This is a genomic window from Nonlabens spongiae (genome assembly GCF_002117125.1).
Classification (GTDB): Bacteria; Bacteroidota; Bacteroidia; order Flavobacteriales; family Flavobacteriaceae; genus Nonlabens; species Nonlabens spongiae.
Map to the genome: position 1 here is coordinate 1,833,152 of NZ_CP019344.1, position 12,729 is coordinate 1,845,880.

A 12,729-nucleotide genomic window follows, 5' to 3' on the forward strand; every position below is an offset into this window, starting at 1 on the left:
TATTTTTGTACTATGGAAACAATCACAAAATCTGTCGCTCCACCTAAAGGAAAGCCCAAATGGCTCCGTGTCAAACTTCCCGTAGGTAAAAAATACAAGGAATTGCGTGGAGTGGTTGACAAATATGAGCTCCACACCATTTGTACCAGTGGTAGCTGTCCTAATATGGGAGAATGCTGGACAGAAGGAACGGCTACTTTCATGATTTTAGGTAATGTATGTACGCGTAGTTGTGGATTCTGTGGTGTGAAAACAGGTAGACCAGAAGACGTAGACTGGGCAGAACCTGAAAAAGTCGCTCGCTCAATCAAACTGATGGGCATCAAGCACGCAGTAATTACGAGTGTTGACCGTGATGACCTTAAAGACATGGGTTCCATCATCTGGAAAGAGACTGTTGCTGCGATAAGAAGAATGAATCCAGAAACTACGCTGGAAACGCTCATACCAGACTTTCAAGGAAATACTCGTAACATCGACCGTATTGTTGAAGCAAATCCTGAAGTAGTTTCCCATAACATGGAGACCGTAAAGCGTTTAACGCGTGAAGTAAGAATCCAGGCAAAATACGAGCGCAGTCTTGAAGTACTTCACTACCTTAAAGAGCAAGGTATCAACCGCACAAAGTCAGGAATTATGCTCGGGCTTGGAGAACGTGAAGACGAAGTCATTGAAACTTTACACGATTTGAGAAAAAACGATGTGGATGTAGTGACGCTGGGTCAATACCTGCAACCTAGTAAAAGACACTTACCCGTTCAGGAATTCATTAATCCTGACCAATTCAAAAAGTATGAAGTGATCGGGAAAGACCTTGGCTTTAGACACGTTGAGAGCGGTGCATTAGTACGTTCTTCTTACAAAGCGCATAAGCATATTTTGTAGATTTTAGCTTCGTCAAATCCATCTATGTCAAGTCGAGCGGCTCCCGATAGCAATCGGGTCGAGACTGTTTTAACGTCGCGATCTCTAATCGTTCTTCCGCCGCGGCGGACTCGAACTGACAATTTCAACTGAATAAAGCATGATTAAAATCGCAATAAACGGCTTCGGGCGTATAGGTAGGGTATTTCTAAGAACGGTCATCGACCATCCTGAAATTGAGGTCGTAGCAATCAATGACTTGGCGAGCCCTGAAGTCATGGCACACCTTTTTAAATATGATTCTATCCACGGTGTACTCGATAAAGAAGTAAATCATGGCAACGATTTTATTCAAATCGGCAAGCATCAAATCAAATTTTCTCAGCATAAACAACTGGAAAGTCTCGACTGGAAAAATGTAGATATTGTCATAGAATCGACGGGAAAATTCAAGCTAAGATCAGAACTTCAAAAACATCTACAAGCTGGTGCTAAAAAGGTCATTTTGAGCGCTCCACCGGTGGAAGATGACATCAAGACCATTGTTTTGGGAGTAAATGATGCGATTATAGAACCCTCAGACCTCATTATTTCAAACGCCAGCTGTACCACAAATAACGCAGCACCCATGATCAAGGTGCTTGATGAGCTCTGCGGTATCGAGCAGGCTTACATCACCACGGTGCACAGTTATACGACAGACCAGGGATTGCACGATCATCCCCACCGCGATTTGAGACGTGCAAGAGCCGCTGGTCAGTCTATAGTTCCTACCACAACGGGAGCCGCCAAGGCATTGACTAAAGTTTTTCCGCACCTCAGCGAAGTCATTGGTGGTTGTGGGGTGCGCGTTCCAGTGCCTAATGGGAGTCTTACGGATATGACCATTAACGTGAAGAGAGGTACATCAATTCAAGAGGTGAATGATGCTTTTTCCGCTTTCGCGAAAGCGTACCCAGATTACTTCTCCTACACAACGATCCCACTAGTTTCTAGAGATATATCAGGCAGTCCCTACTCCTGTATTTTTGATTCAGAAATGACCAGCGTAATCGGTAAACTGGTTAAACTCATAGGGTGGTACGACAATGAAAGTGGATACAGTAATCGATTGAAAGATTTAGCGCTACGAGTGGCTGGACTCGGGTAGTTGTTTGGATTTAACGTAGTTGTTGTTCTCAGGCTGTTGGCATCGATTGGAACTGGACATCAGTTATCCGTTATTAGTTGATAGTAGCTAAATTGAGGTTATCAGATACAGATAAAAATTAGTTGGTAAGGGCAGGTTTAAACCTGCCCTTACAGACCTCAAGTTGGCGCAAAGCCTCATACTTAGATCACTTAATATTCGTGAAATCCAAATCTTCTTCTCCTAAGAACTTAGTTTCGATCTCAATGAAATAGAGATTTGGGATTCCAAACTTTTTCAAACGCATGTAATCTTTCTCAGTCGTGATGATGAAATTCATTTTCCGAATTTTTTCTATATCCTGATCCGTAAAATTATGATGATCAGGAAATTTGAGGTGATCCACTTCAAGAAATTGAGAGAGGTGATCTACCAGAGGTTGCGGTTTTGCGATGCCGGTAACCAAAGTAACTTTCTTTTGTTTCAAACCCTCCAAAGGAAGTTTTTCATCGCCTTGTAAAACATTTGAATAACCTATATAGGCAAAATCCACAGTTTGGTATGATCGCGGCTTTATCTTTTTACGAATTTTATTTTGCTCGCCAACGCTCAAATTGGACGGGCATTTTGTGACAATAATATGGTCTGCTCTCGTTACTCCAGCAGCGGACTCACGCAAATCTCCGGCTGGTAAAACAAAATCCTGGTAATAAGGTCGATCGTACGATGTTAACAAAATGTATTTGTGAGCTTTCACGTGCCGGTGCTGATAAGCATCATCCAGCAGAATCACATCGAGATCATATCTCTCACTCAAGTTTTTAATTCCCAGAACACGTTTTTCGGCGACAGCGACTTTTATGGAATCGGCAAACTTTGTTTTAATTTGCAGCGGCTCGTCTCCCACTTCTTTAGGAGTGTGACTTGTTTCTACCTCGAGATAACCGCGAGTCGATCTACCGTACCCTCTACTTACCACTCCGACTTTTTTATCGGTTATGGAACGAATCAAATATTCAATCATAGGTGTTTTACCCGTTCCACCCGTGCTCAAATTTCCTACTGCTACCGTAAACACTTTGGGGCGGTATTGCTTAGTGAGTCCCACGTTGAAGAAGAAATTGCGCAAAGCCGTTATAAGGTCATAAAGAACCGCGAAGGGATACAGCAAAAGACGAAGTTTGCGCATAAAGCGAAATTAGTGATTTTGAAAGCAGTGAACAGCAAATAGTTTTTGGATGCTTGATGTGATGTTAAAATATGTCGTCGGTTGTGGAAACTGAATCAAATTAGATGCAGCAGTTCCCGTGGCAGATAGCTTGTTCTCAATATTTGATATAGATTTTTATAGGATTACCTTAGTTTTGGGTTTTATTGAGCTTTCAAATAAAATGCGGTGGTCTGGCCTCAAGACCATTAACAATTAACTTAAAACTGGTAAACCACGCAATGATCACAATCAAACAAGTCACCGATTATCTAGAAATTCTCGCCCCTCGTGCTTACGCTGAAGATTTTGACAACACCGGTTTATTGACGGGAAACAAACATGACGAAGTCACGGGAATACTGGTAACGCTGGATTGTTTGGAAAATGTGGTAGACGAGGCGACAGAAAAAGGCTGCAACCTCATCGTCACTTTTCATCCTATCATTTTTAAAGGATTAAAGCACTTGCAACCTACTGATTACGTGCGTAAAGCGGTTGTCAAAGCAATCAAAAAAGATATCGCCATTTATGCAATTCATACAAATCTGGATAGCGTGAAGGGAGGCGTGAGTTACCGCATGGCAGAAGCACTGAACCTCAAAAATGTAAAGACACTCGTTCCAAAAAAGAAATTGCTCAAAAAATTGACGACCTACGTCCCTACTGAAGATGTTGAAAAAGTCCGTAATGCCTTGTTTGATGCGGGTGCTGGATCGCTAGGAAATTACTCAGATTGCAGTTTCAGTCATGAAGGAGTCGGGACTTTTAAAGGAAATGATGAAAGTAATCCGGCGATAGGACAGCAGGGAAAACGTGAAAAAGTTGCCGAGACGCAACTCAATCTGACTTTTCTTCCACACCTTGAGATTCCCGTTTTGCAGGCCTTGCATCGCACCCATCCGTATGAGGAAATTGCTTATGAGATTACCACGCTAGACAATTTCTACCAAAACATAGGACTTGGGGTCATCGGTGAATGGGAAACACCACTTTCTAAAGAAGATTTTTTACAAAAAGTGAAGTCCATTTTTAAGTGTGGAGTGGTAAGATTCTCGCTTTCGCGAAAGCGAGATATCAAAAAAGTAGCGCTACTGGGAGGTTCTGGAGCCTTTGCCATTAAAAATGCCATCGCTGCCGGAGCTGATGCGTATGTTACCGCAGACCTCAAATACCACGAATTTTTTGAAGGATCAGAAATGCTTTTATGCGATATAGGACACTTTGAAAGTGAGCAGTTTACAAAAGATTTATTGTATGAATATCTTAGCGATAAATTTAGTAGTTTTGCAATCCTTTGTGCAGAGGCACAAACAAACCCAGTAAATTACTTTTAATAGATGGCAAAAAAGACTGAGGCTACCGTAGAAGACAAGTTAAGAGATCTTTACAACCTTCAACTCATCGACTCTAGAATAGACGAGATACGCAATGTACGTGGAGAACTTCCACTAGAAGTTCAAGATCTTGAAGATGAAGTGGAGGGTCTTACAAAAAGACTGGCCAAACTGGATGCCCACCTAGAAGAACTAGGCGATAACATCACAGAAAAGAAAAACATGATCGCAGAGTCTAAGGCTCTGATCGAGAAATATGCCGAACAGCAAAAAAACGTGCGTAATAATCGTGAGTTCAACTCTTTAAGCAAAGAGATCGAGTTTCAAGAACTTGAGATCGAACTTTCCGAAAAGCACATCAAGGAATTCAAGGCGCAAATCGAGCAGCAAAATGAAGTGATCGAAGAACACAAGGGCCGTCTTGAAGAGCGCAAAGAGCACTTGAAGCACAAGAAGTCTGAACTGGATGAAATTCTTAAAGAGACTGAGAAGGAAGAACAAGCCCTTATGAAAATGAGTGCAGACTATGCAAAATCTATTGAAGAGCGTTTGATCAAAGCCTACACCCGTATCAGAACCAACGTTAAGAATGGTCTTGCCGTAGTGCCGATCGAGCGTGGTGCATCTGGAGGTAGTTATTTCACCATTCCACCACAGGTGCAAGTTGAGATTGCTAGCCGTAAAAAGATCATAACTGACGAGCACTCAGGTCGTATACTTGTAGACGCCGCTCTTGCCGCTGAACAAGCCGAGACTATGGATAAGACTTTTGCGAAGCTGTAATTCAGTTGACTGTTGACTGTTGACTGTTGCAATAATTGAATAGAATATAGAAGCCACCGCGATGCGGTGGCTTTTTTTATGGTTTAAATCTAATTTTTGAATTCAGTTAAAGGAACATTCCATTCCACGGTGAGCGGTTGCGCATCTTCTATCTTTCCGGACTCATAGATTCCCAAACCAGAAAATCGACCTTTGAATTGTTTCTCATTCAATATTTCTACAGTCAAGACTCCTGAAACAGGGAGCACGTTCAACCACCTACTTTTGTCTTGAGAGGGCATGTTGATGAATACACCAAAATATTGAGAGGTCAATTCAATTTCATCATCAGGCAATTTCTCCATCTCACCGCTGATTATTGCTTCCAGCTCAGCAGCTACCTTTTGCAATTCGTCCATCGCAGCCATATCGCCCTGCTGAATTCTTTTACTGAGCTGCTTCATTTTCTCTTCGCGTTTCTTGATCTCAGCATCAAGTCGTGGCTTGGAGTCTTTCAAAACCGCTCTGGTTTTATCTGCGATTTCATTGCCTTGCTCGTATTCTGACATACCTCTTTCAAATTGAGTAGTTTTCATTACCAGCGGTTTATCCATCTTAATGGGAAAACATTGGGTCATACCAACAATTAAAATATTCATCGCTTCAGGATGGTTGATCAGTACACCATCTTGCAACTTGTCTAAATCTGGAAGTTTCTCCTCCAAAAGATTGACATTGAATTCATCGCTATTCTTTGTTAGTTCTGCTTTATACACAGCTTTATAAGTACGGGATTGTCCATCAAATGTGTAGGTGATTGTCTGTGAGAAGGAGATTGAACTCAGGACCACAGCAAGTATGCTCAGGATCGATAATTTCGAATAGCTCTTAAGAGGTCGTTTCATTTTTCATTAATTTAAAAGGTAAACTATTGCAAATTAAGTAATTGATAAAAATACATATTTTATAAACTTCACCTCATATTAAAGTGGGTCTGAAAAAGGCATCTTACGGTCTAATAACTACCTGGCTGCATTTACTGATATCTTGAACATTTCACCTTTAACGGGTTTTTGGTACGCTTCTTTCTTAATGTCGATTAGATTCGCTAAAAAGTGAAAAAAAATGAAATTATTGACATTAATCCTCGCAGCCTTTTTGAGTACTGGCTGTGCAGAGGAAAAAAAAGAAAAGGAAATTGTCCAAAATATCGAACCCATAGAAGTCGCTGCACAAAACGGCATGGAGCGCGCTTATTTTGCCAGTGGCTGTTTTTGGTGTGTTGAGGAAATCTATGAAAGCGTAAAAGGAGTAAGTGAAGTAATTTCTGGCTATTCAGGAGGAAATTCAGACAATCCTACCTACCGCAATCACGCAGATCATGCTGAGGCTAATGAAGTGATTTACGATCCTGAAAAAGTGAGATTCAAAACTTTGGTAGATGTGTACTTTGCCTCTCAAAATATTGAGCAAGAAAATGGTCAGGGGCCTGATATAGGTCACAGTTACAGATCCATCATCTTCTATCAAAATGCGGAGCAAAAACAAATCATCGATGCAAAAATCGCTGAGTTGACCAAAGAAGGATACGATGTAGCCGCAGAGGTGAAGCCATTCCAGAAGTTCTACAAAGCTGAAGACTATCACCAGGATTACGCTACGAATAATCCGAATAACCGCTACATTCAAGGGGTCAGCATCCCTAGATTCAAGCGTTTTGCCTCAAAGATGCCTGAGGTAGTAAAAAAAGAAGCATTGCAGCATTGATATTTTTGACTTACGACCGCTGCGCTTAACGACGAAAGACGTATGACCATAAAAGCTCTCTTGAACGAGAGCTTTATGTTTTATACGGTTGCTTCAACAGGCTGCATCGCCCATTCATCTATCCAGCGGCTTAAGACTTTTACCCAGTCCTCGCGATCGTTAAGGCAAGGGATAACGTGGAACTCCTTACCTCCTACTTCGTGGAAAATCTCTTCGCCTTCCATTGCGATTTCTTCTAGTGTTTCCAGACAATCGCTTACAAATGCCGGTGTAGCTATCGCAAGTTTTTTAGTTCCTCCCAGTCCCATTTTCTCAATGGTGCGATCGGTATAAGGCGTCAACCATGGATCAAACCCTAGGCGTGATTGAAATGTGGTGGAATAAGTTCCTTCTTCTAATTCTAAATATTCGCCTACGAGTCGAGTGACTTCCTTACATTGATGGCTGTAGCAAAATTGATGGGCAGGTGATGGAGTCGCACAGCATTTTCCATCCATTTTACAATGCCCATTAGTGATATCGCTTTTTCTGATGTGACGTTTTGGGACGCCGTGATAGGAAAACAACAAATGCTCGTACTCCTTACCTTCAAGAGATTCTTTAATGGATTCAGAAAGCACTCGTATATAATCGGGATGATTGTAAAAAGGCGGCATCTGTGTGAATGACATTTGCGGGTACTTCTCAGCTCTAATTTTCTCTGCCAGCACAACAATGGTCTCCACCGTCGCCATCGCAAATTGCGGATAAAGCGGTATAAGCAAAACCTCGTCAACTCCTTTTTGATGCAATTCTTCTAGACCATTTTCTATAGTCATGCTCCCGTATCGCATTGCTAAGGCAATAGGAACACTAGTAAAACTATCAATCTTATCTTGAAGCCGTTCTGATAGCACGATCAAGGGACTCCCCTCATCCCACCAGATTTTAGAATAGGCCTCGGCACTTTTTTTAGGTCTGGTATTAAGAATTATACCTTTTACAAGTAACGCTCTTAACACATAAGGAAGATCGATGACACGCTCATCCATCAGAAATTCGTCAAGGTATTTCTTGACATCCTTAGGATCTGTACTATCTGGCGAACCTAGATTTACTAATAAAACTCCTTTGCTCATAATTTAGTGTTGCATTTCAAAGGTCGGAAGATTTCAAGCTTTATTACTTATAAAACTGTTTGTGGTGCAAAATTCTAAAAACTACAACTCGTTTATCTTCCATTATAAAATGAATAGCATATGGAAACTTTTTCAAGTGAGCTAATCTGATGTCTCGATATCTCGACTGATACTGCAATGGGTTTGTCTTGAGCTCTTCAATCTTACTCCAAAATTCAACTTGGAATCTACTTGCTAAATCGGCCGAAATTTGCTTGTAATACTCAACCGCTTCTTTGAAATCGATAAGAGCCTCTTCATCAAAAGTCAGGAGATGAACCATTTTATATCTGAGCTTTAAACTCTTCTTCAGACATGAGAAGACTTTTGCCTTTTTTATACTGTTCAAGTTTGGCGTCCATCATGGATTTATATTCGTCAGTAAATTCTAGATTATTAGCTTGTTCTCTTAAGATGTGCTCCATGTAATTCTTAAGCTTCCTGCCCTGCTTTTCTGCTTGGGCCTTTAAAATCGAGATGGTATTTTGATCAAGAGCGACTTCTTTCCTTTGTTTATTCACTGCCATAATTCCATTGTTTACGATAAATATACGTATAACTTACGTGTCTATTGAAGGTGACGCTTTCGCGAAAGCGTAACACCTCAAGCACACCGCTCAGTTTCTCTGAATAGGACCATCCCAATCATCATCCTCATCATCGTTGTCCATTTTAGAATTATTGAAGGTAAAACCGCTCAAATCTTTTTTGCTGTAGCGATTCCAAATAAACAATGGCATAATGACGAAAAATATGAAAAGCGTCGCCATACCGATGTACTTATGACCAGATGCAGGATCACCATTTTCCACTTCATAAAACCCATAACCGATTACCAGTAGCGCGGCGATCAAGCACAATAAAAGAAATTTTAAGAAGTTCATGATGTGTTGCTGTTTGCGCTTAGGTATTATCTTCTCGCCGTTCGCTGCTAAAATATTAATATCAGTTCGAGCAGAAGTCAGGAACGAATTTAAAACGAGAAAATAAATCAGGTTCGACTATAGCACGACTCGGCTTCAATCTATATTCAGAATTCTATAATCGATATTCAATATTCAATCCATCGTGACCTTCAAGTTCAGCTCCTCAAGCTGCTCTTGATCAATTTTTGATGGTGCATCAATCATGACATCGCGACCGCTATTATTTTTTGGGAACGCAATGAAATCCCTGATCGTTTCCTGACCTCCCAGTATAGACACCAATCTGTCAAAGCCAAATGCCAAACCAGCATGCGGCGGTGCACCATACTCAAAAGCATCCATCAAGAAGCCAAACTGCGCTCGAGCCTCCTCTGGTGTGAACCCAAGGTGATCAAACATAGTCGCTTGAAGCTGCTTATCAAAAATACGCACAGAACCACCTCCTATTTCATTACCATTCAGCACAAGATCGTAGGCGTTTGCGCGCACATTGCCAGGATCTGAAGCAAGCTTCTCGATATCCTCAGGTTTAGGTGATGTAAACGGGTGATGCATCGCGTGGTAGCGCTGTGTCTCTTCATCCCATTCCAGTAGCGGGAAGTCCACCACCCACAGTGGTGCAAATTCATCAGCTTTTCTTAAGCCTAAGCGCTCTGCCATTTCCATGCGCAATGCGCTTAATTGCGCTCTGGTTTCATCGGCTGGACCGCTCAATACACAAATCAGGTCGCCTGCTTCGGCGCCGGTTGCTTCTGCCCATTGTGCCAGATCTTCTTGTGAGTAAAATTTATCGACGCTGGATTTGTAGCTCCCATCCTCGTTGCACTTCACGTACACCATACCTTTGGCTCCTACTTGCGGTCTGCGCACCCAGTCGATGAGCTTGTCGATCTCCTTACGGGTCATGCTTGCTCCACCGGGAACTGCAATTCCTACGACCAGCTCTGCCTCGTTGAAGATCTTGAAATCTCTCGCTTTCGCGAAAGCGGAAACATCACCAAACTCCATCCCAAAACGAATGTCTGGTTTATCATTACCGTACTTTTCCATCGCCTCCTGATACGTCATACGTGGGAAGCTGTCCAGCTCCACGTTTTTCAACTTCTTGAGCAGGTGCGTGGTCATCTCTTCAAAAATGTTCAACACGTCTTCTTGCTCCACAAAGGACATCTCACAGTCGATCTGTGTAAACTCTGGCTGGCGGTCTGCGCGCAAGTCCTCATCACGGAAGCACTTCACGATCTGGAAATATTTATCCAGTCCACCCACCATGAGCAATTGCTTAAAGGTTTGTGGGGATTGCGGCAAAGCGTAGAACTGACCCTCATTCATACGCGATGGCACTACGAAGTCACGAGCTCCCTCTGGCGTGGATTTGATCAAAACCGGTGTTTCCACCTCAACAAAATCCTTGCTAGCAAGAAAATTGCGTACTTCCATTGCCACACGCGAGCGGAATACTAAGTTCTCACGCACGGGATTGCGACGTATATCAAGATAACGGTACTTCATGCGCAGCTCCTCACCACCGTCTGTTTCATCTTCTATTGTGAATGGAGGCGTCTTTGATTCGCTCAAAACAGTGAGTTCGCTCACGAGTATCTCGATGTCGCCTGTAGGTATTTTGGGATTTTTAGACTCCCTCTCGATTACGGTACCTTTTGCTTGAATAACAAATTCACGACCTAGCTGCTGGGCTTTTTTAATCAATGCTGGATCTGTACGCTCTTCATCAAAAACCAACTGGGAAATCCCATAACGGTCGCGCAGATCTACCCAAACAACAAAACCTTTATCCCTGGATTTCTGAACCCAACCGGCAAGAGTTACTTCTTTGCCTATATCGCTATTTCTCAAGCTGCCACAATCGTGCGATCTGTACATAATATATCGATTTATCGAGCTGCAAAAATAATGGTTAGTAGATGAGTATGGGAGTTTTTGAGTAGGGGAGTTTTGAGTCCGTCAGTATAATATAACATACTTCAGCACAAGATGTTTGTTTCTCTGTGTCGAGACAATGAAATCCATCCACATAAGGGAAGATAGCCTGGAGCTTGGAACTTGGAACTTGGAACTTGGAACTTGGAACTTGGAACTTGGAACTTGGAACTTGGAACTTAAAATTAGATCGCTCAAAAAACTTATTTTCAATTACTTAAAAATACAATGTAAATTTAATGTTACCTAATCTTTGCGCTAATGTAAATTTAATGTTATCTTTGATTCACTAAATACTCTAGTTATGAAGAAGCAAGTAGCAATTTTGATGATGATGGTAATGGGTTTCCTTTCTTTTGGACAAGATCAAAAACCCAAGGTTGAAACGCTGGAGAATGGCTTGACACAAGCTACATTTTATCATGAGAATGGTAAAGTCGCTCAACAAGGAACGTTCTTAGACGGTAAAAGACACGGTGAGTGGATCAGCTATGACACAGATGGCAACAAAACCGCTGTAGCACAATACACTCAAGACAAAAAATCTGGAAAGTGGTTCGTCTGGAAAGGTGACCAACTTACTGAAGTGGATTATGAGAATAATACCATTGCAAATGTGAACAAATGGGTGAGCAAAGAAGCTGTGGTAAGCAACCGCCCGTAATTGAAAAACACAAAAATTTTCAAAAACCTGCTCCTCACGAGCAGGTTTTTTTATGCCTCAGCTTTAAGTTATCACACTGTTCTACGACTATTTCTTAACAATGTTTTTGTTTAAACTTTTACATCTAAAGCTTAAACGCATCGTATTTTTACCTTAAATAATTTTGACATGGCAACCGCAAGTAAAAAGTCTACTTCTAAAAAGACCACAAAGAAAAAAGAGCTTTCTCAACAAGATGTGATCACAGCTTATATGGACTACGTCTTAGAACACGAGAAAACGCCTAAATCGGTCTATAAATTTGCCAAGGATAACGGCATGACTGAACAAGAATTCTACCAATTCTTTGGGAGTTTTGAGGGGTTGCGTAAAGAAATCTGGAATACGTTCTTTACCATGACCATGGATGTTGCTCACAAAAATGAAGATTACGAGCACTTTTCCAACCGTGAAAAGATGCTGACTTTTTTCTACACCTTCTTTGAGCTGCTCACACTCAACCGCAGTTACGTGTTGTTTACGCTCCATAACCATCAAAACATGATGGATAAAATGGATCAGCTTAAAGGCCTGCGTCGTCACGTAAAGGATTTTGCTAAAGATCTGATCTCTCAACGCAACGAGACTAAATCAAATATATTATTGGAGCGTTCAGAGTCCATTTATAGTGAGGGTGCCTGGGTACAGATGCTTTTCCTTTTGAAGTTCTGGATGGATGATGATAGCGCCGGATTTGAGAAAACAGATATGGCCATAGAGAAATCGGTCAATACGATTTTTGATGTGTTTGACAATACACCGCTGGACGCCGTTTTTGATTTTGGGAAATTTCTTTGGAAAGAAAGGAAGGTTTGATTCAGTTGGCAGTTGCAGTTGCCAGTTGCAGTAACAATAGCAAATTGAAATTTATACTGTTGACTTAAAATTTGATTCCGCTTTCGCGAAAGCGAGATTCTTTAAAGCAGTATATAACTG

The 12,729-nt window shown here is 41.6% G+C and carries 14 protein-coding genes; 7 read left to right on the forward strand and 7 right to left on the reverse strand.

The window, feature by feature from the left end; all coding sequences use genetic code 11:
• Window positions 1-12 precede the first annotated feature (12 nt).
• Complete coding sequence (lipA, locus tag BST97_RS08465; RefSeq protein ID WP_085766829.1) at window positions 13-885, forward strand: lipoyl synthase; 873 nt, start codon at window positions 13-15, stop codon at window positions 883-885.
• A gap of 139 nt (window positions 886-1,024) precedes the next feature.
• A complete protein-coding gene (gap, locus tag BST97_RS08470; RefSeq protein WP_085766830.1) occupies window positions 1,025-2,014 on the forward strand; it encodes a type I glyceraldehyde-3-phosphate dehydrogenase in 990 nt (329 codons plus the stop codon).
• 187 nt (window positions 2,015-2,201) lie between these two features.
• Here gap and lpxK read toward each other — a convergent pair whose 3' ends face one another.
• A complete protein-coding gene (gene lpxK, locus BST97_RS08475) occupies window positions 2,202-3,182 on the reverse strand; it encodes a tetraacyldisaccharide 4'-kinase (RefSeq protein ID WP_085766831.1) in 981 nt (326 codons plus the stop codon).
• A gap of 263 nt (window positions 3,183-3,445) precedes the next feature.
• On the opposite strand from lpxK, the gene BST97_RS08480 reads away from it, so the two are divergent.
• Window positions 3,446-4,537 carry a Nif3-like dinuclear metal center hexameric protein gene (locus BST97_RS08480; RefSeq protein ID WP_085768199.1) on the forward strand — a complete coding sequence of 364 codons (1,092 nt, stop codon included), beginning with the start codon at window positions 3,446-3,448 and terminating at the stop codon, window positions 4,535-4,537.
• A gap of 3 nt (window positions 4,538-4,540) precedes the next feature.
• Window positions 4,541-5,320, forward strand: a complete 780-nt coding sequence (locus tag BST97_RS08485; RefSeq protein WP_085766832.1) for a zinc ribbon domain-containing protein — start codon at window positions 4,541-4,543, stop codon at window positions 5,318-5,320.
• A gap of 89 nt (window positions 5,321-5,409) precedes the next feature.
• Here the strand turns inward: BST97_RS08485 and BST97_RS08490 are convergent, their stop codons facing one another.
• Entirely contained in the window at window positions 5,410-6,204 is a 795-nt protein-coding gene (locus BST97_RS08490) for a hypothetical protein (protein ID WP_085766833.1), read from the reverse strand.
• Between the two features lie 220 nt (window positions 6,205-6,424).
• On the opposite strand from BST97_RS08490, the gene msrA reads away from it, so the two are divergent.
• Window positions 6,425-7,066 carry a peptide-methionine (S)-S-oxide reductase MsrA gene (msrA, locus tag BST97_RS08495; protein WP_085766834.1) on the forward strand — a complete coding sequence of 214 codons (642 nt, stop codon included), beginning with the start codon at window positions 6,425-6,427 and terminating at the stop codon, window positions 7,064-7,066.
• Window positions 7,067-7,146: 80 nt separating this feature from the next.
• On the opposite strand, the gene hemH is transcribed toward msrA, so the two are convergent.
• The 5 genes from hemH to aspS all read right to left on the reverse strand — a co-directional run bounded on the left by hemH (window position 7,147) and on the right by aspS (window position 11,033).
• Entirely contained in the window at window positions 7,147-8,184 is a 1,038-nt protein-coding gene (gene hemH, locus BST97_RS08500; protein WP_085766835.1) for a ferrochelatase, read from the reverse strand.
• Between the two features lie 43 nt (window positions 8,185-8,227).
• The gene (locus tag BST97_RS08505) at window positions 8,228-8,506 is read right to left on the reverse strand and encodes a type II toxin-antitoxin system RelE/ParE family toxin (protein WP_085766836.1); all 279 of its coding nucleotides are present in this window, start codon (window positions 8,504-8,506) and stop codon (window positions 8,228-8,230) included.
• Window position 8,507: 1 nt separating this feature from the next.
• On the reverse strand, window positions 8,508-8,750 hold the full coding sequence (locus tag BST97_RS08510; RefSeq protein WP_085766837.1) for a hypothetical protein: 243 nt from the start codon (window positions 8,748-8,750) through the stop codon (window positions 8,508-8,510).
• 90 nt (window positions 8,751-8,840) lie between these two features.
• Window positions 8,841-9,107 (reverse strand): hypothetical protein, encoded by a 267-nt coding sequence (locus BST97_RS08515; protein WP_157111551.1) that lies wholly within the window; start codon window positions 9,105-9,107, stop codon window positions 8,841-8,843.
• A 174-nt stretch (window positions 9,108-9,281) separates the two neighbouring features.
• A complete protein-coding gene (gene aspS, locus BST97_RS08520; RefSeq protein WP_085766839.1) occupies window positions 9,282-11,033 on the reverse strand; it encodes an aspartate--tRNA ligase in 1,752 nt (583 codons plus the stop codon).
• A 361-nt stretch (window positions 11,034-11,394) separates the two neighbouring features.
• On the opposite strand from aspS, the gene BST97_RS08525 reads away from it, so the two are divergent.
• Together BST97_RS08525 and BST97_RS08530 are read left to right on the forward strand one after the other, a co-directional pair.
• Window positions 11,395-11,754 (forward strand): toxin-antitoxin system YwqK family antitoxin, encoded by a 360-nt coding sequence (locus tag BST97_RS08525; RefSeq protein WP_085766840.1) that lies wholly within the window; start codon window positions 11,395-11,397, stop codon window positions 11,752-11,754.
• A gap of 168 nt (window positions 11,755-11,922) precedes the next feature.
• Window positions 11,923-12,609 (forward strand): TetR family transcriptional regulator C-terminal domain-containing protein, encoded by a 687-nt coding sequence (locus tag BST97_RS08530; RefSeq protein WP_085766841.1) that lies wholly within the window; start codon window positions 11,923-11,925, stop codon window positions 12,607-12,609.
• Window positions 12,610-12,729 lie beyond the last annotated feature (120 nt).

What these genes read in the sequence shown, in the direction of transcription:
- lipA (WP_085766829.1), top strand. Translation starts at nt 13, where the DNA reads ATGGAAACAATCACAAAATCTGTCGCTCCACCTAAAGGAAAGCCCAAA.
- gap (WP_085766830.1), top strand. Translation starts at nt 1,025, where the DNA reads ATGATTAAAATCGCAATAAACGGCTTCGGGCGTATAGGTAGGGTATTT.
- lpxK (WP_085766831.1), bottom strand. Translation starts at nt 3,182, where the DNA reads ATGCGCAAACTTCGTCTTTTGCTGTATCCCTTCGCGGTTCTTTATGAC.
- BST97_RS08485 (WP_085766832.1), top strand. Translation starts at nt 4,541, where the DNA reads ATGGCAAAAAAGACTGAGGCTACCGTAGAAGACAAGTTAAGAGATCTT.
- BST97_RS08490 (WP_085766833.1), bottom strand. Translation starts at nt 6,204, where the DNA reads ATGAAACGACCTCTTAAGAGCTATTCGAAATTATCGATCCTGAGCATA.
- msrA (WP_085766834.1), top strand. Translation starts at nt 6,425, where the DNA reads ATGAAATTATTGACATTAATCCTCGCAGCCTTTTTGAGTACTGGCTGT.
- hemH (WP_085766835.1), bottom strand. Translation starts at nt 8,184, where the DNA reads ATGAGCAAAGGAGTTTTATTAGTAAATCTAGGTTCGCCAGATAGTACA.
- BST97_RS08505 (WP_085766836.1), bottom strand. Translation starts at nt 8,506, where the DNA reads ATGGTTCATCTCCTGACTTTTGATGAAGAGGCTCTTATCGATTTCAAA.
- BST97_RS08510 (WP_085766837.1), bottom strand. Translation starts at nt 8,750, where the DNA reads ATGGCAGTGAATAAACAAAGGAAAGAAGTCGCTCTTGATCAAAATACC.
- BST97_RS08515 (WP_157111551.1), bottom strand. Translation starts at nt 9,107, where the DNA reads ATGAACTTCTTAAAATTTCTTTTATTGTGCTTGATCGCCGCGCTACTG.
- aspS (WP_085766839.1), bottom strand. Translation starts at nt 11,033, where the DNA reads ATGTACAGATCGCACGATTGTGGCAGCTTGAGAAATAGCGATATAGGC.
- BST97_RS08525 (WP_085766840.1), top strand. Translation starts at nt 11,395, where the DNA reads ATGAAGAAGCAAGTAGCAATTTTGATGATGATGGTAATGGGTTTCCTT.
- BST97_RS08530 (WP_085766841.1), top strand. Translation starts at nt 11,923, where the DNA reads ATGGCAACCGCAAGTAAAAAGTCTACTTCTAAAAAGACCACAAAGAAA.